Source organism: Sphingomonas sp. SP3, from assembly GCF_058514305.1.
On record NZ_JBZSOE010000001.1, the window covers coordinates 247,232 to 265,647 of the forward strand.

The following is an 18,416-nucleotide window of genomic DNA, read 5'->3' on the forward strand; positions in this document are numbered from 1 at the left end:
AAGCAGGGCTCGTACACAGTTCAGGTAGCCAAGCGCCGTTAAAGGAGGAGCCGGCAGGTACCGGCCCCTCGGTTCATCAGCGGGACCAAACCAGTTCTTGAAGCAGCATATCGCCGCGCTGCTTGCGATAGGTGGCGCGATGCCCACTTCCCGCCGCAGATTGTCGCGTAGTCTGCGCCATGAAAGCGTTGAGCTCCTTCTCTCGCTGGATATCTTCGGCAGGAGTCGTCTGGTGGTCAAAAATAGTAACGAGGTACAGGTCGGGTTCCCCGTCCCTCGGGTTCACGTTTGACATGATGTGATAGCCCTTGATCCAGCCCCTGGACTTGGCGAAATCATTCCTTTTGCGAAACTCGCCCGCGAGAAAGTCCACATAATCCGGAAAGTGGCCATCATCGACGGAGATGGCTCCGACGTCCCAAAATTCCCCTGACTTGACGGGAAGCTCTTGCGCGATGGCTGGTACAGACATCGCTATCGCTGCCGCGCAAAGCGCGGCCCGAATGATCGTTCGCATGTGATTGCTCCTCGATGCGTGAGCATAATTGCTCCGCAAAGCGAGGGTCGGCGTCGCCAGATCGGCAGAAGTGCCAGCAAGTGCGGCATCGCCCCCGCCCACGGCTTAGCCGAGGTGAGCAGGTTTACCTAATTCACTTGGGTCGGTTAGCGCCGCGATGTCAGCTTTCGACCCATTGCAGACATTAGAACGGTGCACCAAAACACGGCGATGTTTGTGCGCATGGTCATGCTTGCAGTGGCAGTGGCAATTGCCGTCTTTGCCATCCGTTATGGGGTTCCACACCTGCTCGGCACCGCCAACGACGTGACCATCGTCGATGCGACCGTTCGAGCCTTGTTCGTTCTGACGGCGCTTGTCGGGCTTCGCTGGTGGGCTTCACGACAGCGTTTCGGGTAGTGCCGATGGCAGCTTTCCACCCAAAGCAGACGCTAGCTGACTACCTTCCGCACGATCCGCTCGTAAATCCGCGACAGCGCCTGGATATCCTCCACCGCCGCGCACTCGTTGAGCTTGTGCATGGTCGCGTTGGGCAGGCCGAAATCGACCACGGGGCATAGCTGAATGAGGAAGCGGCCGTCCGACGTGCCGCCGCTGGTCGATAGCTCGGGCTTCTGGCCCGTCTCTTCCTCGATCGCCTCGACGATCACGTCGTAGAGCTGGCCCGGCGGCGTCAGGAATGCTTCGCCCGAAATCCGCGCCGTAACCTTGGACCCCGGCGCCTCGCGCTCGGCAATCTCCTCGACCATTTTCACCAGGTCGGCGCCCTTCTGCAGATTGTTGAAGCGGATGTTGAGCTGCGCCGTCGCCGAGCCGGGGATGACATTGCTCGCGGTCGTCGGAGTCGAGATCGCCGTGAACTCGAGGTTCGACGGCGGGAATTGCTCCGTGCCGTCGTCGAGATGGACGGCCTCGAGCGCTTCAATCACGCGGGCGAGGGGAGGGACCGGGTTGGTCGCGCGGTGCGGGTAGGCGACGTGGCCCTGAACGCCGGGGACCTCGATCCACATGTTGACCGAGCCGCGCCGCCCGATCTTCACCGTGTCGCCAAGCCGGTCGACCGAGGTCGGCTCGCCGATGAGGATCATGTCGGGGCGAATCTGGCGCTCGTTCAGCCAGTCGATGATGCGCGGCGTGCCGTAAACCGCATAGCCTTCCTCATCGCCGGTAATGAGCAACGACAAGGTGCCGCGAGTGTCGCCGAGGCGCGAGAGGGCCGCGACGTAGGCCGCGATTGCGCTCTTCATGTCGTTAGCGCCGCGCCCGACCAGCACGCCGTCTTCAATCGCCGCGCCGAACGGGTCGCCCCTCCAGCCGTCGCCCGGCGGGACGACGTCGAGGTGGCCGGCGAACCCGAAATGCGGCGCTCCTGACCCACGAATCGCCACCATGTTCTCGGTCGGCCCGTCGGGCGCTTCGCCCATCACCCAGCGATGACATTCGAAGCCGAGCGGCGTCAGCGCATTCTCGAGCAGGTCGAAGACTTCGCCGCTCGCCGGCGTGACGCTGGGGCAGGAGATGAGGTCAGCCGCGAGGGCTACGGGGTCGATCGAGGCCATTGATCGCCCGTAGCAATCCTCCTCGACCACGCAACCCAACTGTGTGTTGCTGTGTTACTACACCACCATTTGTCGATTGGTCGAAAAAGGGGTTGCGGATGCGCTACAAATGTAGCACGCTACAAATGTAGCACGAACCGACCGTGCCGCTCGAGACAGGGAGTTCGTGATGTTGGTGCTGCGTGTTTTGTTGCTTTGTGGAACCGCGGTCCTGGCCGCAACCCCGGCCCATGGGAAGCAGGGCCCCGCACCCGCGACGACAGCAGCAAAGCTCGTCTACACCCCCGCCGATTTTGCGCGGTTCGCGCCCAAGACAGCTTATGACATGCTGGTCCAGGTGCCCGGCTTCAGCATCAAGTCACCGTCGGCATCCGAACTCGATCGCGGCCTTGGCCAGGCGAGCGAGAACGTCCTCATCAACGGCCAGCGAATCGCCAACAAATCCGGCGGCGCGGTCGATCAGCTGAAGCGCACCTCGGCGACCACGGTCGACCATATCGAAATTGTCGACGCCGCCAGCCTCGGCATCGCGGGACTCGCCGGGCAGGTCGCGAATGTCGTCCTTAAGGCGCAGGCCGCATCGTCGGGCCAGTTCGAATGGAACCCCAACTTCCGCGCGCATTATGCGAAGCCAGAGCTGCTCGCCGGCTCGATCAGCTACTCGGGGAAGAAGGGGCCGATCGACTATACTTTTTCGGCCCAGAATGGCTCAGGGCGCGGCGGGCTTGGCGGGCCGGTCAAGATCTACGACCGCAACGGGGTCCTGACCGAGAGCCGGCACGAGGTATACCATTCCGAATATGAGGAGGCGAACCTCCAGGCGAAATTCGGCATCGACGGGGCCGGCTCATCGGTCGGCAACCTGACGCTTGGCTACACGCCTTATTGGAACCCGGAGCACGTTCGCGACCGCCGCAACTTCGTCGACGGCGAGGTCCGCAGCCGCTCGACCATCACCAAGCTCGACGGCTACAAGGGTGACATCAACGGCGATTATGAGTTCGCGCTCGGCCCGGGCCGTCTCAAGCTGATCGGGCTTCGCCATTGGGAGCATGAGCCGCTCGTCACGACGCAAATCCTTCATTTCGACACGAGCGGGGCGCCCGATGAGGGCACCCGGTTCAGCCGCGACACCCATATCGGCGAGACCATCGGCCGCGGCGAATATCATTGGAAAACGGGTCAGAACGACTGGCAGCTGTCGCTCGAGCGCGCGTTCAACTCGCTCGACCAGAAGGGCCGGCTGTTCGAGCTCGACCCCGACGGCCACTTCGTCGAGCAGGATTTCCCGCAAGGCTCAGGCAAGGTTGTCGAGACCCGCTACGAAAGCGTCCTGACCTTCAGCCGGCCGCTATCTTCAAACCTCGACCTGCAAGTGGCCGCGGGTGCCGAAATCTCGAAGCTCGACCGGACCGACGACGACCAGTCTGCACGCAAGTTCTTCCGGCCGAAGGGCAGCATCGTCCTCGGCTGGCGCCCGTCCAAAGGCTGGGACGTCAGCCTGAAGCTTCGCCGGCGGGTCGGCCAGATCAGCTTCTATGATTTCCTCGCCCAGCCCAAGCTCAGCCAGGACCGCGAGAATGCCGGCAATCCCAACCTCGTCCCGCCGCAAAGCTGGGAGGTCGAGACCGAATTTTCACGCGATCTCGGCGCATGGGGCAAGACCCGGCTCAACCTCCATTATTATCGCGTGTCGGACATCGTCGATGTCGTCCCCATCGGCGACAACCAGGAAGGCATCGGCAACCTGCCGCGCGCCGACCGCATCGGTGCGGAGAGCGTCAGCACGATCAACTTCGATCCGATCGGCTGGAAGGGCGCCAAGCTGGACCTGACGATCGGCGGCGAGTGGACGTCGGTTAAGGACCCGCTGACCGGCGAAAAGCGGCCGATCACCAATATCCAGGATCACTGGGGCTCCGCCGAGATCCGCCACGATATCCCGGGAACGGACTGGGCGTGGGACGCCTATATCCAGCACCGCCACTACACCAAGAATTACTTCCTGACCGAAGTCTTCCGGGAGCTCGACATCCCGTGGATGGTCGGCTTCTACATTGAACATAAGAATGTGCTCGGGATGACCGTCCGCGCTTCCGTCGACAACATCCTCGATGGCCGTCACACGCTCAACCGTGTCGTCTACGAGGGCTACCGCGACCGCACGCCCGTTGCTTACTTCGACAAGCGCAATGAGCTGGTCGGCCCGATCTTCAGCCTATCCGTAAAAGGCACCTTCTAGGCCGGCTTTCGTCTTGCTACGGGCCTCGCGAAAGCGGGAGCAAAGCCATGCCGAAGGTCAACCTGGACGAGATCGAGAAGGTCAACCGGACGGGCTATCCGCCGCCTCACGACGAGCAGGTTCGCGGCCGTTGGGCCCAGCGCCTCGCGGCGCCGTTCGGCCTCACCGACTTCGGCGCCAACGTCGCGACGCTGGAGCCAGGCGCCTGGTCGAGTCAGCGGCACTGGCATGAGGGCGAGGACGAGCTCGTCGTCATGCTCGAGGGCGAAGCGGTGCTGATCGAGGACGAGGGCGAGAGCGTGATGCGGCCGGGCGACATCGCGGTTTTTCCGAAGGGCGTCGCCAACGGCCACCATTTCGTCAACCGGACCGACAAGCCGTGCCGGCTGATCGCGATCGGCCGAGCGCCCGCGGAGCCCTGCTATTATTCAGACATCGACATGATGGTCGATCCGTCGCGCGACGATAATATGTACACGCACAAGGACGGAACGCCCTTCTAGGCGGCTTCCTCGACCTCGTATTTTTCGATCACCCACGGCTCGTCCTGGGCCTTGTCGATCCATTCGGCGACATGCGGGTGCGACAGCACCGCCTTCATATAGACCCCGGCGAAGTTGGGCATCGGAACGCCATAGGTGATGAAGCGGGTCACCACCGGGGCATACATCATGTCGGCCGCGCACCAGTCGCCGAACAGGAAGTCGCCGGTCCCGCCGAAGCGCGCGCGGGCTTGCGCCCACAGCTGGAGAATGCGGTCGATCTCCTCGCGCACATCGTCGCTGAGCTCGGCCGGCGGGTAACTCTTGCGGACATTCATCGGCAGCTCGCGGCGAAGGTTGGCGAAGCCCGAATGCATTTCCGCGGCCATCGACCGCGCCATGCCGCGCGCGCCGGCGTCTTCCGGCCAATATTTCTCGCGTCCGACCCGGTCGGCGAGGAATTCGACGATGGCGAGGCTATCCCACACGACGCAGTCGCCGTCCCACAGGATGGGCACCTTGCCGAGGGACGGGGCGAACTCGTCGCCTTCGCGGCGCTGGTCCCATTCGTCGTCGAACATCGGGACGACCAGTTCCTCGAACTCTTCGCCCGATTGCTTGGCCGCGAGCCATCCGCGCATCGACCAGCTCGAATAAGCGCGATTGCCGATGATCAGCTTGAACAAGCTATTCTCCTGTTACGTCGTGGCAGCGTCGAGGATTGCAGTTCGTAACTCGGCGATCCCGCTACCGGTTTCGCTCGACGTGGTGAAGATGGTCGGATGCGCGGCGGGATGTTTGGCGGCTTCCACCAGAGTCGCCTCATAGAGCGCGCCGAGCGCCGAAGGCTTCACCTTGTCGCTCTTGGTGAGGACGAGGTGATAGCTGACCGCCGCCTCGTCGAGCATCTTGAGGACATCGCGGTCGACCTCCTTCAGGCCGTGGCGCGAATCAACCAGCACCAGCGCCCGCTTCAGAACCTGACGGCCGCGCAGGTAATCGTTGATCAGGAAGCGCCAGCGCTTGACCATGTCCTTCGGAGCCTCGGCGAAGCCATAACCGGGCATGTCGACCAGCCGCATTTGCAACGGATCGCCGACGTCGAAGAAGTTGAGCTCCTGCGTCCGTCCTGGCGTGTTCGACGTCCGCGCCAGCTTGCTGCGGTTGGTCAGCGCGTTGAGCAGTGAGCTCTTGCCCACGTTCGACCGGCCCGCGAAAGCAATCTCCGGCACCACCGCATCCGGCAGGAACCTGAGCTCGGGCGCTGACTTCAGGAACTCGATCGGGCCCGCGAAGAGCTTGCGCGCCTGTTCGGCAATGTCGTCATCGCGCCCCGAAATCATGTGTGGACCGGGTGCGTGTCGCTGAAGTGGAGGCCGTACTTGCGGTAAAGCCACCATTGTTGGGCCATCGTCAGCACGTTGTTGGTGATCCAGTAGAGCTGCAGGCCCGCGGCGAAGGGCGCCATGATGAAGACCAGGAACCAGGGCATGATCGCGAAGATCTGGGCCTGCGCCGGGTCCATGGGCTGCGGGTTCAGCTTCATCGACATATATTGGGTCGCCCCGACCAGGATCGGCAGGATGCCGATCGCCAGGAACGCGGGCGGCGTGAAGTGCAGCAGCCCGAACAGGTTGACCGGAGTCAGCGGGTCGGCGGCCGACAGGTCCTTAATCCACAGCACGAACGGCTGGTGGCGCATTTCGACGCTCACCAGCAGCACCTTGTAGAGCGCATAGAAGACCGGGATCTGGAGCAGGATGGGGAGGCAGCCGGCGGCGGGGTTGATCTTCTCGGCCTGGTAAAGCTTCAGGATCTCCTGCTGCTGCTTCGCCTTGTCGTCCTTGAACCGCTCCTGGATCGCCTTGAGCTTTGGCTGGACCTTGCGCATCGCGGCCATCGACTGGAACTGCTTCTGGGCGATCGGGAACATGATCCCGCGCACGATCAGGGTGAGGCAGATGATCGCCACGCCGAAATTGCCCACCGTGTGGAACAGGAGCATTAGAAGGTCGAAGATCGGCCGCATGAAGAATTCGAACCAGCCCCAGTCGATCGACTTTGAGAGCTTCGTGATGCCCGCATCCTCGTAGCGGTCGAGCCAGGTTTTCTCCTTGGCGCCGGCGAATAGGCGAACCTGATTCCCAACCGTCTGACCCGGAGCGACTACAACCGGCGCCAGCGCGTAATCCGCCTGGTAGCCACCGCTCGGGGACCGGCGGAAATCGGCGCTCATCGGCGCGTTCCCGGGGACCAGCGCGGTCAGCCAATATTTATCGGTGAAGCCGAGCCAGCCGGTGACGTCGTTGAAAGCTGACGCCGATCCTTCGTCGAGCGTATTGTAATCCACGTCATAGTCGGCCTTGCCGCCAAATACGCTGATCGGACCGACATGGTTGGTCCAGCTATCGGGGTCGTGCGACTTTAGCGCGCGGCTGACGAGGCCGATCGGTCGAACCGTTAGCGGCTGCGCCGATGCGTTGAGGACCCGCTGGTCGACGGTGAAAAGGTAGCCGTCATCGACCGCGACCTTGATCTGGTAGCGCGTTCCGTCCGGCATCTGGGTGCTGAGCGTCACCGGATGTCCGGGGGCCAGCATCTGGCTGTCCGCGGTCCACACTGTGTCGAGCGAGGGCACGCCCTGGCCGGTCCAGCCGAACGCAGCGATGTAGGAACCCGGCGCGCCGAGCGGTGACAGCAGGCGGACCGGCGGCGAATTCTTGGCGATCGTCTCACGTTGGCGAACCAGGGTCAGGTCGTCGATCTGCGCGCCTTTGAGGTTGATCGACCCCTGAAGCGACGGGGTCTGGATTTTCACCCGGGGGCTCGATCCGAGCACCGCCGCGCGGGTTTGAAGCGACTTGGCGGCGGGAACCGCGGTGGGCTGCGCCTGCGGCTGGGGCAGGGGCTCCTGCTTGCCGTTCTCGACCTTGGTCGACGGCGGATTGGCGGTCGGGAAATATTTGTTCGCAGCCCAGGTCCAGCCGAGCAGCACGAGCGCGCTCAGCACCACTGCGAGGATCAGGTTCTTACTGTCGTTCACTTGGCTTTGATCCTCTTTACGGAACCGGGTCGGGGCCCTGGCCGCCCCACGGATGGCAGCGAAGGATTCGCTTCAACGCCAGCCAGCTGCCCCGCGCGGCCCCATAGCGTTGAAGCGCGGTGATCGCATAGGCCGAGCAGCTCGGCTGATAGCGGCAGCTCGGCGGCAGGATTTGGGAAGGTCCCTTCTGCCAGGCCTTGGCGACCAGGATGAGGGCTTTGGCAATCATTGGGCGCGAAGCCGGTCGAGGGCGCTCGCCAGCTCCGAGCGGAGCATGCCGAAGTCGCGCTCAACGCCCTTGGCGCGGCCGATCATCACATGGTCGGCACCGGGGATGCCGTTCGTAGGAACAAGCTCGCGGGCGAGCGCACGGAAGCGCCGCTTCATGCGGTTACGGACGACGGCGCCGCCGATCTTCTTGGTGACGGTAAAGCCCACCCGCATCGCGGGATCCTGGTCCTCGCGGTCCCTGACCAGGAGGATGAAGCCGGGCATGGACGCGCGTTTGCCGCTGTTGGCGGCAAGGAAGTCGGCGCGTTTCCGAATGTTGGTTAGGCGCTGAGCTTCTTGCGGCCGCGCGCGCGGCGGGCGTTCAGCACCTTGCGGCCGCCGACGGTTGCCATGCGGCTGCGGAACCCGTGACGCCGCTTGCGGACCAGGTTGCTCGGCTGAAAGGTGCGCTTCATCGCTCATGCCTCAAAATCTAAAAGAAAAAGGGCCGCCCAAGAGGCAGCCACTGTCGTGCGCGCCGATAGTGGAGAGGGACCGGCAAGTCAATTCCCGGCATCGGATTCCAGTGCCCTTTGCTCTTCCTTGGCCGCCTTGCGGATCGCTTCTCGGCGCTGGGCGCTCGGCCGGCGGAGCGCCCAGTCCATCCAGCGGCCGGCCTTGGGCTGCCAACGCTTGACCCGGACATAGTGCCGCTTGGCCCACATGCTGCTCCTCAGCACCAGCGCCAGGCCGGGGGCGAGGAAGAAGATACCGCCGGGTCCAGGGAGCGGAGCGACGATGAAACCGATGATGATCAGCAGCACGCCGAGGGCAAACATGCCCCACTCGACGGTCGGCTTGTCGAAAAACTCGCGCCATTGCTTGCGTGTCATCATCGGCAAGCATTTGGTCATGCCCGCGGCATCGCGCAAGCCGCTTGCGGAAGTCAGCATGGCCGCGCTAGCGTCTTCGCGCCGAGCTAGGGGGATTTCCTGACCAGTGCAGCGTGTTTGGGGGGCGGGGCCTGATGGCCGCGACCGTCGCCACTGTCGCTTACCTCGGGCTCGAGGCTCGCGCGGTCGAAGTCCAGGTCCAGCTTTCGTCTGGCCTTCCGGCTTTCATTATCGTTGGCCTGCCCGACAACGCCGTTCGCGAGAGCCGCGAGCGGGTGCGCGCCGCCTTGTCATCGATCGGGTTGGCTCTCCCGCCCAAGCGGATCACGATCAACCTCTCCCCCGCCGATTTGCCCAAGGAAGGGTCGCACTTCGACCTTCCCATCGCTTTGTGCCTGCTCGCGGCGATCGGCGCGACCGATGCCGAGACGCTCGCCGACTATGTGGCGGTAGGGGAACTTAGCCTCGACGGGCGAATCGCTGCCTCGCCCGGCGTGCTTCTCGCCGCGCTTCATGCCTCATCGCTCGACAAGGGACTGATCTGTCCAGCCGCGCAGGGCAGCGAAGCCAGCTGGGCCGGGCAGCTCGACGTGGTCGCGGCGCCCGACCTGCTGGCGCTTCTCGCGCATCTCAAGGGCACGGCACTGGTCGGCGCGCCGGCTGCGGCGGAGGTGGAGCCGCCGGATGCCGGCCCCGACCTCGCGCAGGTGAAAGGGCAGGAAGTCGCCAAGCGCGCGCTCGAAATTGCGGCCGCCGGCGGGCACAATCTGTTGATGAGCGGGCCGCCGGGGGCGGGCAAATCGCTGCTCGCCGCCTGTCTTCCGGGCATTCTTCCGCCGTTACAGCCGTCCGAAGCGCTCGAAGTATCCATGGTCGCCTCGGTCGCGGGCGAGCTCAGCGGCGGCAAGATCAAGCGGCGGCGGCCATTCCGCGCGCCGCACCATAGCGCCTCGATGCCCGCGCTGGTGGGCGGCGGCCTTCGCGTCCGCCCGGGCGAGATCAGCCTCGCCCATCTCGGCGTTTTGTTCCTCGACGAGCTGCCCGAGTTCCAGCGCCAGGTGCTCGATTCGCTCCGCCAGCCGCTCGAAACCGGCAATGTCAGCGTCGCTCGCGCCAATACCCACGTAACCTTTCCGGCGCGGGTTCAGCTGATCGCGGCGATGAACCCATGCCGCTGCGGCCATCTCGGTGATCCGGCGCTCGCCTGCAGCCGCGCGCCGCGCTGTGCGGCCGACTACCAGGCGCGGGTCTCGGGACCGCTGCTCGACCGTATCGATCTTCATGTCGAAGTGCCGGGCGTCTCGGCTGCCGACCTCACCTTGCCGCCGCCGGCCGAAGGCAGCGCGGACGTCGCTCGCCGCGTCGCGGCTGCGCGTCAGGTTCAGGCTGATCGCTACAATGGTCATGGTCCGCGCACCAATGCTGAAGCGGACGGCGAATTGCTCGATGATGTTGCGACGCCGGACGAGCCGGGGCGCAAGCTCCTCGCCGATGCGGCTGCGGCGATGCGGTTGTCAGCCCGGGGCTTTCATCGCGTTCTGCGAGTTGCGCGAACAATTGCCGACCTCGCGGGCGCAGAGGAAGTCGGCCGGATCCACGTGGCGGAGGCGCTCAGTTATCGCCGCCACGCGCCGCGCAATTGAGGGATTGAATGAACTCGGTAGGTCAGCTTCAAGGCGTCAAGGGGAGTGGTCAGTGAATAATCTCAATCCGATCCAATGGGCGCTTCGCCCGCTCAAGAATTATGCAAAATTCTCCGGCCGTGCGTCGCGCGCCGAATTCTGGTGGTTCTTCCTGTTCGCGATGGTGATCTATCTTGTGATGGCGTTTGCGTTCGGGTTCGGCGCTACGGGCCTGGCGGCCATGGGCGATCCGACCGGGTTCGGTTCGTTTGGGGTAATGGCAATCCTTATCGTTCTCTATTGGCTGGCGCTCCTGGTACCGACGATTGCAGTCCAAATCCGGCGTCTCCACGACATCAACCGTTCGGGTTGGTGGATCGGTGGTTTTTACCTTTTGTACGTCATCTATATGGTTTCCCTGTTTGGGGTCATGTCTCCTGCCATCCGTGCGGGAGCGGCCGGTGTTGCGCCCCCGCCCAGCCCCGTTTTGGCCGTTGGTGTGGGTATTTTGGCCCTGGTCATGTTCGCCTACGGAATCGCTTTACTCGTGTTCTTCTGCCTGCGCGGCACGCCGGGGCCGAATCGCTATGGCGAGGATCCCTACGGCGCTAACGTCGAAGAGGTGTTCGCATGAACGGCGGCGACCTGAGCCCCATTCAATGGGCAATCACGCCCCTGAAGAAGTTCGCGACTTTCAGCGGTCGGGCACCGCGCGCCGAATATTGGTGGTTCTACCTTGGCACGATCATCGTAAGTATTCCGTTTCGGATTATCGACGCAGCCGCGGGGACCGACCAGGCTTTGAATGGCGTTCTTTCTCTCGTCCTGCTGGTGCCATGGATCGCGGTGACGGTCCGCAGGCTCCACGACACAGATCGCAGCGCATGGTGGCTTCTGGGCTTCGTTGCCGCGCTGGGGGCGATCGGTGTTTTGGCTGTCATGAAGGACTTCAAAGGAGCATCGAACTACCTCTCGTACACTCTAATGATCGTACTGATCCTGGCGATAATTGGCATGTCGATCACCTCGCTGGTGTTTATGGCGCAGGCTGGCACTGATGGCCCTAACCGCTATGGCGCCGATCCTTATGGCGGGGACGAACTCGAGGAAGTTTTCGCCTGACGCGGCGTAACCGAAAATAAAGCAGCATTGGTGATCATCCCCCTGCGCTGCGGCGCGTGTAGTGAGGGGGCACCATGTTTATCTTCCAATCTGCCGTTGAGACGCTGAAGAAATATGCCGACTTCAAAAGCCGCGCGTCGCGCGAGGAATTTTGGTGCTTTCTGGCGTTCGTCATCATCGCGAACGCGGTCTGTGGCTTCCTGGGCCTGCTGTTCGGAATTGGTCCGGCGCTTTCAGGCCTAGTTGCCTTGCTGCTCATCATTCCACAGATCGCGGTCGCCGTCCGCCGCCTCCACGATCTCAATAAGAGCGGCCGCGAGCTGGTCGTACCCTGCGCCATGTTCGCCGCGTTGCCGCTGGCGTTCGCCTTCCGCGGCTTTCTTCCCAAGATAATCGCGCTCGGCTTCCTCGCCATTACGTTGCTGGCATTCGCCAACCTGCTGACCCTCCTTTTGAAGAGGGGCTCATCGGTGCCCAACCGCTATGGTGCCGCGCCCACCGCATTCTCTTACGCGCGGTGAGGTTGCCCCGCCCGGGCTCCTCGCCTAGCTAAGCGGCGCTGCGGGGGCCCCTGTGGCGGAATGGTAGACGCGCTCGACTCAAAATCGAGTTCCTTCACCGGAGTGTCCGTTCGAGTCGGACCAGGGGCACCAAACGCGCTAGCGATGTGCAGTGACGGGCGATAAGGTGCGGCCATGGACGCGCGTACCCGTAAGCACCATCATGTCGATGACGATACTGCCGACGAAGCGGCGGTCCTCGCGGAATCGATCACTGCGAAGCGCGATCGGCTGCTCGCGTCACTGACCCTGATTGCGGGGATTGGGGTGATCATCGTGATCCCCTTCGCGCTCCGTGCCGGGGCTGAATTCTTCATGCCGGTGACTGCCGCGCTGGTTGTCGCGATCGCGCTGGTGCCCTTGCTCGAATGGTTCGAGCGGCGCGGCGTGCCGGCCAAGCTATCGGCGGGCCTGTGCGTGATCATCTTCCTGCTGATGTTCATCTTCGCGATCGGGTCGATCGTCGTTCCGGCCTCCGACTGGGTCGCGCAGGTACCTAGCAAGATCGGCAAGGTCCGGTCGGCGCTCGAACCGATCTTCGACCTCTACAAGAACCTCGACAAGTTTATCGACCGCACGGTCTCGCAGGTCGAGATCAACCAGGCAGCGAGCCAGGCGCGGGCGGTCCGGATAGAAACGCCCAATTCGATGTCGAGCCTGCTCATCAGCTCGGCACCGCACCTGTTGATCCAACTATTTTTCGCATTGCTCGTGATCTTCTTCTTCCTCGCCGGCTGGACCACCATGCGGAAGAAGACGATCGTCAGCCGCGGCAGCTTCGAAGGCGCGCTGACGACTGCGCGGGTCATCCAGGAGGTCGTCGACGCGACGTCGACCTATCTCGGCACGATCACCCTCATTAACATCGGCCTTGGCACGCTGACCGCGCTCGTCTTGTGGTGGCTCGGAATGCCCTCGCCGGTCATGTGGGGCGGCATTGTCGCGGTGGCCAATTACGTTCCCTACCTCGGGCCGATCGTCTGCGCGCTGCTCTTGTTTCTCGGCGGCCTGATGACATACCCAGACGCGTGGACGGCTCTCGCGCCACCGGCCGTTTTCATCGGTTTCCACCTGGTCGAAGCCAATTTCTTCACGCCGATGGTTGTCGGCCACCGTCTCACCATCAGCCCGCTGTCGATCCTCGTCTCGCTGTCCTTCTGGGCGTGGATTTGGGGCACGACCGGCGCGCTGCTCGCAGTTCCGCTGCTGATTATCATGAAGACGATCTTCTCCGCCGCGGGCACGCCAGACATCGCGGGATTCCTGTTCGAGCATGGCACATTGACCCACGCCGGTGAGCACGACGAAGACGAAATCGAGGAAAGGCAGGAAATGGAGCCTGCCATGGTTGACACCCCGAAGGCTGCCACCTAGGTCGCCGCCACGCCAAAAACGCGGGTGTAGCTCAGTTGGTTAGAGCGCCGGCCTGTCACGCCGGAGGTCGCGGGTTCGAGCCCCGTCACTCGCGCCACTGTTCATGCGCCATGAGAGTAGGTTAGACCGTCCACAAGATGGGCGGGGATGCATCTGCTTATGCCGCGCTCGGGCTCGATCCCGGGGCCGACGACGCGTCGGTCGACCGCGCCTATCGAAAGCTCATGAAGGAACACCATCCCGACCGCGAGGGCGGGGATGCCAGCCGCGCATCGGAGATTAACCGCGCCTATCGCGAGATTCGGGGGCCGCGCGCCAAAGACGCGCTCGAATTTCATGACCACCCCGATGAGTATCCGCGCCGCCAGGGCTGGATGATCGCCGTTGGAGCGCTGGCGGTCGGCGTGGTTGCGGGCCTGATGCTCGCTCGGCCGGTAGGTCAGGCGTTGCCGTCTGCGGCGCCGAAACTGCAACTGGTGAATGGGGCGATTGCGGCCAGTGCGCCGAACGTTATGAACCAGCCGTTGAATCTCCCCCTGATCGATGGCGCGGCACGCGAAGCCGTGCGGATGTCCCGATTGTCAGACGAGATGGCGCTCGCCTCGGTCAGCCGGAATTGCCACCACAAGCTGCGGACCGACCCCAGCATCGCCCAACTCGACCGTTGCGCGGCGTTCGATGATGCGGTCGTCCAGCTCCAGGATCGCGATCCGTTGCGCGACCAGGGTCCGTTCGGCGAGCTGGCGGTGACCGGCCGGCTGTGGAGCGGCGCGTCGTCGCTATCCGACGATTATCTGGCGATCGATGGGCGGCTAGACCGGATCCGTCTCCGGGTGGAGCTCCAGCTCGCGCCGAACGAGCCCGCGACCGATTAGGGCTGGGTCGCCGCGTTGCCTGCCGGGGCGGGCGTGGCCTGGCTGGTTTTGCCGAGCGGCTTTTCGTCAGCCGAGGTGGTTTCGCTCGACAGCGTCCACTTGAGGTTGTCCGACGCCTCGAATTTCTTGACGTAATCCTCGTGCGCGACCTCGTCGGAGGCCTTGCGCGCGGTCAGGTTGAAGCGAACCGCGACGCGCTTGTCGCCGCGCATCGACGGCGCAAGCTTGATCTCCTCGGCGCCCGGAAGCTTGTCGATCGCCTCGGCGACGGTCTGGTTCTGGCCGGCAGTGGCGGCTTCGGCGGCCAGCGCTGCATTGCGCAGGCCGAGCGCATTGGGCTCGCGCGAGGCATAACCCTGGCTGAAGCTCGCAGGCTGGCCCCATCCGCCGGCCCAGCGGTAGAAGATGTGCGCCCCGACCACAGCGCTCTTCGCGAGCGTCGAGGCCCAGTAGGGCACCACGTAATTGGCATGATAGTGGGTCGCCCAGCCGACCGGGGCATAGACGTAGCCGCCGAGCGCGGCCTCCGCGATCTTATATGCGCGGCGCCATCCGACCGCGTCCGGCTGGCGGTAAAGCGAACCGTCGCAAGTGAAGGTGAACTGGCAGCCGGTGGCTCGCGTCGAGCCTTCATAGACGACGCCGCAAACGGTCGACGGGAAGGCTGGGTGACGAACGCGGTTGAGAACCACCTGCGCAACCGCCCGCTCGCCGTCGTCATCCTGGCTGCCGGCCTCATAATAGACGGCGCTGGCAAGGCAGTTCAGCGCCTCGCCGCGCGTTGCCGCATTGCCTTTGAAGTTGAAGGCCGAGGCTGCCGGGTTAGGACCCGCAGTCACCGGAATCTCGGCATTGACCTGCACGGCCTGCGTCGGCGCGATGTCGCGCATCAGCAGGGGCGGGGGAGCCGGAGGCGCAGCCTGCGCGCCATTGTTCATCCCGGGCGCAAAGGCCGTCCCAATCGCGACCGCTGCAACGAAACCGAACACGCCAGCGCCGATCGTCTCCCGCGGATAGGCGCGCGACAGCTCAACCGCGCGCAGTTTCAACTGCGTCGCCGTGCGGCCAAGCTCCGCCCAGGGGCGGGAAAGGGACAATGATTGCGCCATGGATAGTGATATAGTCTTCTAATACAGCAACTTCAACGATTCACTCGTGAGGTTCCCTGAGCCGCCCGCTCTCGCTCCATCTAATCAACGGTTTCAAGGGGATAATCCACGCTATTCCCATAATGAGATAGTATGGAGCCTGAACGAGAACAGGCCATTTGCCGACGATCGGAGCAAGGCTTGCGACGAGCGTCGCCCAGACCACGATCATCAGCAGAATCAGTGCGATTCCGACGCCTTTTCGTGCCGACGGTTGGGTGATTCGGTTCACGCGTGGCCGTTTACACCGCGCGAACCTTCGGCGCGACCGAGAACCTGGAACGAATAGGGAAGCACTATGCTTGTGTTGAAATCCGTTGTTCAGGTGCGCCAAGCGAGATTGGTAGGAACGCGAAGGAGAGTCGATATGCGGCAGAAGCTAGTCATCGTATCCCTGATGCTGGGTTCCTGCGCGGCACCGCCGGCACCGGTCGCGCAGCGGCCCCTGACCGAGTTGACCGGCAGGACAGCGGGCGCACCCAAGGATTGCCTGCCGCTTCGGCCGACCGAGGGAATGCATTTCGCCAATGATCGCACGACGCTGATCTATGGCAGCGGCAAGACGATCTGGGTGAACGCGCTTGGCCCAAGTTGCCCGTTCGGACTCAATGACATTCCGGTCTTCGAGCCGACAGTTTCCGCATACTGCCGCGGCGACATCGTCCGCTCGGTCGACCGCGACAGCCACATTCCGGGGCCGTCGTGTGTGCTCGGTGAGTTCATCCCCTACACCCGGCCCTGAGTGATCGTTCACAAGGGCGGTTGCCCATCGGTTGAAAGCCATTACACCGGGCGCTGACAACCAGGGGAGAGCTGATGGTCATCGCAACGCAACCGACTGAAGGTGAAGCCAATACCTCTACGGTAGACCTGCCCGACGGCGGCGTTGACGCCCCGAACCTGCGCTACTTCGTGATGGCGCTTTTCTTCATCTTCGGCGGCATCACCAGCCTCAACGACGTCATCATCCCCAAGCTGAAAGAGCTGTTCACGCTCAACTACACGCAGGCGATGCTGATCCAGTTCTGCTTCTTCACCGCTTACCTGGTGATCGGTATTCCGGGCGCTCAGCTCGTAAAGAAAATCGGTTACATGCGCGGCGCGGTGGCAGGCCTGCTGACGATGATGGTCGGTTGCCTGCTGTTCATTCCTGCCAGCCGCACGGCCACTTATGGCCTGTTCCTCTTCGCGCTCTTCATCCTCGCCAGCGGCGTGGTGATCGTCCAGGTCGTCTCCAACCCGCTAATCAGCCTCCTGGGCGCGCCCAAGACGGTGCATAGCCGCCTCACATTCGCCCAGGCCTTCAACAGTCTCGGCACCACCATCTTTCCGCCGATCGGATCGGCGTTGATCCTCGGCGGCCTTGCCGGCGTTACCGCTTCACAGCTCTCGGGCGCGGCGCTGGACCGGTATCGAACCGACGAAACCCACGCGATCGTGACGACCTACATCGGCCTTGCCGTCGCGCTGGCGGTGATCGCAGCGGTCGTCTGGGCATTCCGCAACAAGCTTCCGGGCGAGAAGCACGACCACAGCTCGCCGCTCGCCGGTTTCTCGCTCCTCCAGCGCCCGCGCTTCGGGTTCGGCGCTCTGTGCATCTTCCTTTACGTTGGTGGCGAGGTTTCAATCGGGTCGCTGATCGTGAATTATCTGACGCAGCCGGACGTGCTTGGGGGCACCGCTTTGACGGCCGGCAAGATGGTCGCCTTCTATTGGGGCGGGGCGATGGTCGGCCGCTTCATCGGATCCTACTTCCTGCGCATCCTCAGCCCGGGCAAGATCCTCGCGACCTTGGCGACGGGCGCGATCCTGCTGATCCTCATCTCGGCCAACACCACGGGAACAACCTCGGCTTACAGCCTGCTCGCCATCGGCCTGATGAACTCGATCATGTTCCCGACGATCTTCAGCCTCGCCTGCGAGAAGCTGGGACCGCGCGCCGCAGACGGATCGGGCATCATCAACATCGCCATCTTCGGCGGCGCGGTGGTTCCGGTCATGACCGGCATGCTGGCGGACAAGTCGGGAAGCCTGCACTTCGCACTTCTGCTGCCCGCACTCTGCTACGCGGTCATTTGCGCCTTCGGCATCTACGCCCGGCGACCAGCGGAAGGGCCGGTGATGAAGGCGCTGACCGCCTAAGTCAGCGCTTGAAGATTTCGACGCCGTCGGGCGAAGCGAAGGCGTCGAGCGGCACGTCCCAATCGTCGGCGGGGATGGTCTCCGTCAGCCGCTGAAGCGTCCAGCCGACGCCGACCAGCCGCGCCTTGCTCTTGCGTAGGCGGGTCAGCGCCCGGTCGTAATGGCCCTTGCCACGCCCGAGGCGGGTGCCGCTGCCGTCAATCGCGATCAGCGGGACGAGGACGAGATCGGGCTCGACCGTAGGGTGCCGCTTTGCGGGCTGCATGATGCCGAACGGACCTGGTTCGAGCGGGTCGCCGGCCAGGAATTTGAACGGCTTGGCGGGGTTGGAGAAGCAGGGGAAGGCGACGATCGCGCCGACTGCGCGGGCTTCCTCCATTGCGGGCAAGGGGCTGATCTCGGAGCCGAGCGGATGATAACCGGCGACGACCGAGACGCCTGCAAACAGGGAGGTCAGGTGCTGGGCGAGCTTCTGCTCGAGCCGCGCGCGGTCCGCATCGCTCAGGGTCCGGACGAAGGCCTTGCGCGCATCCAACGCGGCGCGGCGCAGCGACTCCTTCGAGAGCGGGCCCATCTCAGGCAGGGGACTGTCCAAAAAGGGAGGTGACGGGACCATCATGGCCGTTT

The 18,416-nt window shown here is 63.7% G+C and carries 23 protein-coding genes and 2 tRNA genes; 13 read left to right on the forward strand and 12 right to left on the reverse strand.

What is annotated here, in order from left to right; genetic code table 11:
• Positions 1–76 precede the first annotated feature (76 nt).
• Entirely contained in the window at positions 77–517 is a 441-nt protein-coding gene (locus AC4K8G_RS01400) for a hypothetical protein (protein ID WP_491732401.1), read from the reverse strand.
• 216 nt (positions 518–733) lie between these two features.
• Between AC4K8G_RS01400 and AC4K8G_RS01405 the strand changes: the two genes are divergently transcribed.
• On the forward strand, positions 734–916 hold the full coding sequence (locus AC4K8G_RS01405; RefSeq protein WP_491732402.1) for a hypothetical protein: 183 nt from the start codon (positions 734–736) through the stop codon (positions 914–916).
• 32 nt (positions 917–948) lie between these two features.
• On the opposite strand, the gene dapE is transcribed toward AC4K8G_RS01405, so the two are convergent.
• Positions 949–2,076, reverse strand: coding sequence for a succinyl-diaminopimelate desuccinylase (gene dapE, locus AC4K8G_RS01410; protein WP_491732403.1), 1,128 nt, complete (start codon positions 2,074–2,076; stop codon positions 949–951).
• A 169-nt stretch (positions 2,077–2,245) separates the two neighbouring features.
• Here dapE and AC4K8G_RS01415 point away from each other — a divergent pair, with 169 nt between their 5' ends.
• Together AC4K8G_RS01415 and AC4K8G_RS01420 are read left to right on the forward strand one after the other, a co-directional pair.
• Positions 2,246–4,318 carry a TonB-dependent receptor plug domain-containing protein gene (locus tag AC4K8G_RS01415; RefSeq protein ID WP_491732404.1) on the forward strand — a complete coding sequence of 691 codons (2,073 nt, stop codon included), beginning with the start codon at positions 2,246–2,248 and terminating at the stop codon, positions 4,316–4,318.
• 47 nt (positions 4,319–4,365) lie between these two features.
• Entirely contained in the window at positions 4,366–4,821 is a 456-nt protein-coding gene (locus tag AC4K8G_RS01420) for a cupin domain-containing protein (RefSeq protein WP_491732405.1), read from the forward strand.
• Here AC4K8G_RS01420 and AC4K8G_RS01425 read toward each other — a convergent pair.
• The 7 genes from AC4K8G_RS01425 to AC4K8G_RS01455 all read right to left on the reverse strand — a co-directional run bounded on the left by AC4K8G_RS01425 (position 4,818) and on the right by AC4K8G_RS01455 (position 9,006).
• A complete protein-coding gene (locus tag AC4K8G_RS01425) occupies positions 4,818–5,486 on the reverse strand; it encodes a glutathione S-transferase family protein (protein ID WP_491732406.1) in 669 nt (222 codons plus the stop codon). The two genes, AC4K8G_RS01420 and AC4K8G_RS01425, sit on opposite strands and share 4 nt — an antisense overlap.
• A gap of 12 nt (positions 5,487–5,498) precedes the next feature.
• Positions 5,499–6,143, reverse strand: coding sequence for a ribosome biogenesis GTP-binding protein YihA/YsxC (yihA, locus tag AC4K8G_RS01430; RefSeq protein WP_491732407.1), 645 nt, complete (start codon positions 6,141–6,143; stop codon positions 5,499–5,501).
• Entirely contained in the window at positions 6,140–7,843 is a 1,704-nt protein-coding gene (gene yidC / locus AC4K8G_RS01435; RefSeq protein WP_491732408.1) for a membrane protein insertase YidC, read from the reverse strand. Before yidC ends, yihA begins: the two co-directional genes overlap by 4 nt.
• A gap of 16 nt (positions 7,844–7,859) precedes the next feature.
• Positions 7,860–8,072, reverse strand: a complete 213-nt coding sequence (gene yidD / locus AC4K8G_RS01440) for a membrane protein insertion efficiency factor YidD (protein WP_491732409.1) — start codon at positions 8,070–8,072, stop codon at positions 7,860–7,862.
• The gene (gene rnpA / locus AC4K8G_RS01445; RefSeq protein ID WP_491732410.1) at positions 8,069–8,338 is read right to left on the reverse strand and encodes a ribonuclease P protein component; all 270 of its coding nucleotides are present in this window, start codon (positions 8,336–8,338) and stop codon (positions 8,069–8,071) included. The genes yidD and rnpA overlap by 4 nt, the downstream gene beginning before the upstream one ends.
• 56 nt (positions 8,339–8,394) lie before the next feature.
• A complete protein-coding gene (gene rpmH / locus AC4K8G_RS01450; protein WP_037504084.1) occupies positions 8,395–8,529 on the reverse strand; it encodes a 50S ribosomal protein L34 in 135 nt (44 codons plus the stop codon).
• 87 nt (positions 8,530–8,616) lie between these two features.
• Positions 8,617–9,006: a hypothetical protein gene (locus AC4K8G_RS01455; RefSeq protein WP_491732411.1), complete on the reverse strand. Its 390-nt coding sequence runs from the start codon at positions 9,004–9,006 to the stop codon at positions 8,617–8,619.
• A gap of 74 nt (positions 9,007–9,080) precedes the next feature.
• Here AC4K8G_RS01455 and AC4K8G_RS01460 point away from each other — a divergent pair, with 74 nt between their 5' ends.
• The 8 genes from AC4K8G_RS01460 to AC4K8G_RS01495 all read left to right on the forward strand — a co-directional run bounded on the left by AC4K8G_RS01460 (position 9,081) and on the right by AC4K8G_RS01495 (position 14,499).
• Entirely contained in the window at positions 9,081–10,589 is a 1,509-nt protein-coding gene (locus AC4K8G_RS01460) for a YifB family Mg chelatase-like AAA ATPase (RefSeq protein WP_491732412.1), read from the forward strand.
• A gap of 52 nt (positions 10,590–10,641) precedes the next feature.
• Positions 10,642–11,202, forward strand: a complete 561-nt coding sequence (locus tag AC4K8G_RS01465) for a DUF805 domain-containing protein (RefSeq protein WP_491732413.1) — start codon at positions 10,642–10,644, stop codon at positions 11,200–11,202.
• A complete protein-coding gene (locus AC4K8G_RS01470; protein WP_491732414.1) occupies positions 11,199–11,690 on the forward strand; it encodes a DUF805 domain-containing protein in 492 nt (163 codons plus the stop codon). The genes AC4K8G_RS01465 and AC4K8G_RS01470 overlap by 4 nt, the downstream gene beginning before the upstream one ends.
• A 74-nt stretch (positions 11,691–11,764) precedes the next feature.
• Positions 11,765–12,211 (forward strand): DUF805 domain-containing protein, encoded by a 447-nt coding sequence (locus tag AC4K8G_RS01475; RefSeq protein WP_491732415.1) that lies wholly within the window; start codon positions 11,765–11,767, stop codon positions 12,209–12,211.
• Between the two features lie 46 nt (positions 12,212–12,257).
• Positions 12,258–12,343, forward strand: a tRNA-Leu gene (locus tag AC4K8G_RS01480).
• Positions 12,344–12,385: 42 nt separating this feature from the next.
• The gene (locus AC4K8G_RS01485) at positions 12,386–13,624 is read left to right on the forward strand and encodes an AI-2E family transporter (RefSeq protein WP_491732416.1); all 1,239 of its coding nucleotides are present in this window, start codon (positions 12,386–12,388) and stop codon (positions 13,622–13,624) included.
• A 20-nt stretch (positions 13,625–13,644) separates the two neighbouring features.
• Positions 13,645–13,721 (forward strand) — tRNA-Asp (locus AC4K8G_RS01490).
• 40 nt (positions 13,722–13,761) lie between these two features.
• On the forward strand, positions 13,762–14,499 hold the full coding sequence (locus AC4K8G_RS01495; protein ID WP_491732417.1) for a J domain-containing protein: 738 nt from the start codon (positions 13,762–13,764) through the stop codon (positions 14,497–14,499).
• On the opposite strand, the gene AC4K8G_RS01500 is transcribed toward AC4K8G_RS01495, so the two are convergent.
• Together AC4K8G_RS01500 and AC4K8G_RS01505 are read right to left on the reverse strand one after the other, a co-directional pair.
• Positions 14,496–15,608 (reverse strand): cell wall hydrolase, encoded by a 1,113-nt coding sequence (locus AC4K8G_RS01500; protein ID WP_491732418.1) that lies wholly within the window; start codon positions 15,606–15,608, stop codon positions 14,496–14,498. The genes AC4K8G_RS01495 and AC4K8G_RS01500 overlap by 4 nt on opposite strands.
• Before the next feature lie 40 nt (positions 15,609–15,648).
• Positions 15,649–15,879 (reverse strand): DUF2842 domain-containing protein, encoded by a 231-nt coding sequence (locus tag AC4K8G_RS01505; RefSeq protein ID WP_491732419.1) that lies wholly within the window; start codon positions 15,877–15,879, stop codon positions 15,649–15,651.
• 135 nt (positions 15,880–16,014) lie between these two features.
• Here AC4K8G_RS01505 and AC4K8G_RS01510 point away from each other — a divergent pair, with 135 nt between their 5' ends.
• The gene (locus tag AC4K8G_RS01510) at positions 16,015–16,389 is read left to right on the forward strand and encodes a hypothetical protein (protein WP_491732420.1); all 375 of its coding nucleotides are present in this window, start codon (positions 16,015–16,017) and stop codon (positions 16,387–16,389) included.
• A 74-nt stretch (positions 16,390–16,463) separates the two neighbouring features.
• A complete protein-coding gene (locus AC4K8G_RS01515) occupies positions 16,464–17,789 on the forward strand; it encodes a sugar MFS transporter (protein ID WP_491732421.1) in 1,326 nt (441 codons plus the stop codon).
• 1 nt (position 17,790) lies between these two features.
• Here AC4K8G_RS01515 and AC4K8G_RS01520 read toward each other — a convergent pair whose 3' ends face one another.
• Complete coding sequence (locus AC4K8G_RS01520; protein ID WP_491732422.1) at positions 17,791–18,384, reverse strand: 5-formyltetrahydrofolate cyclo-ligase; 594 nt, start codon at positions 18,382–18,384, stop codon at positions 17,791–17,793.
• Between the last annotated feature and the right edge of the window lie 32 nt (positions 18,385–18,416).

What these genes read in the sequence shown, in the direction of transcription:
- AC4K8G_RS01400 (WP_491732401.1), bottom strand. Translation starts at nt 517, where the DNA reads ATGCGAACGATCATTCGGGCCGCGCTTTGCGCGGCAGCGATAGCGATG.
- dapE (WP_491732403.1), bottom strand. Translation starts at nt 2,076, where the DNA reads ATGGCCTCGATCGACCCCGTAGCCCTCGCGGCTGACCTCATCTCCTGC.
- AC4K8G_RS01415 (WP_491732404.1), top strand. Translation starts at nt 2,246, where the DNA reads ATGTTGGTGCTGCGTGTTTTGTTGCTTTGTGGAACCGCGGTCCTGGCC.
- AC4K8G_RS01420 (WP_491732405.1), top strand. Translation starts at nt 4,366, where the DNA reads ATGCCGAAGGTCAACCTGGACGAGATCGAGAAGGTCAACCGGACGGGC.
- yihA (WP_491732407.1), bottom strand. Translation starts at nt 6,143, where the DNA reads ATGATTTCGGGGCGCGATGACGACATTGCCGAACAGGCGCGCAAGCTC.
- yidD (WP_491732409.1), bottom strand. Translation starts at nt 8,072, where the DNA reads ATGATTGCCAAAGCCCTCATCCTGGTCGCCAAGGCCTGGCAGAAGGGA.
- rnpA (WP_491732410.1), bottom strand. Translation starts at nt 8,338, where the DNA reads ATGCCCGGCTTCATCCTCCTGGTCAGGGACCGCGAGGACCAGGATCCC.
- rpmH (WP_037504084.1), bottom strand. Translation starts at nt 8,529, where the DNA reads ATGAAGCGCACCTTTCAGCCGAGCAACCTGGTCCGCAAGCGGCGTCAC.
- AC4K8G_RS01455 (WP_491732411.1), bottom strand. Translation starts at nt 9,006, where the DNA reads ATGCTGACTTCCGCAAGCGGCTTGCGCGATGCCGCGGGCATGACCAAA.
- AC4K8G_RS01460 (WP_491732412.1), top strand. Translation starts at nt 9,081, where the DNA reads ATGGCCGCGACCGTCGCCACTGTCGCTTACCTCGGGCTCGAGGCTCGC.
- AC4K8G_RS01470 (WP_491732414.1), top strand. Translation starts at nt 11,199, where the DNA reads ATGAACGGCGGCGACCTGAGCCCCATTCAATGGGCAATCACGCCCCTG.
- AC4K8G_RS01475 (WP_491732415.1), top strand. Translation starts at nt 11,765, where the DNA reads ATGTTTATCTTCCAATCTGCCGTTGAGACGCTGAAGAAATATGCCGAC.
- AC4K8G_RS01485 (WP_491732416.1), top strand. Translation starts at nt 12,386, where the DNA reads ATGGACGCGCGTACCCGTAAGCACCATCATGTCGATGACGATACTGCC.
- AC4K8G_RS01495 (WP_491732417.1), top strand. Translation starts at nt 13,762, where the DNA reads ATGGGCGGGGATGCATCTGCTTATGCCGCGCTCGGGCTCGATCCCGGG.
- AC4K8G_RS01500 (WP_491732418.1), bottom strand. Translation starts at nt 15,608, where the DNA reads ATGGCGCAATCATTGTCCCTTTCCCGCCCCTGGGCGGAGCTTGGCCGC.
- AC4K8G_RS01510 (WP_491732420.1), top strand. Translation starts at nt 16,015, where the DNA reads ATGCGGCAGAAGCTAGTCATCGTATCCCTGATGCTGGGTTCCTGCGCG.
- AC4K8G_RS01515 (WP_491732421.1), top strand. Translation starts at nt 16,464, where the DNA reads ATGGTCATCGCAACGCAACCGACTGAAGGTGAAGCCAATACCTCTACG.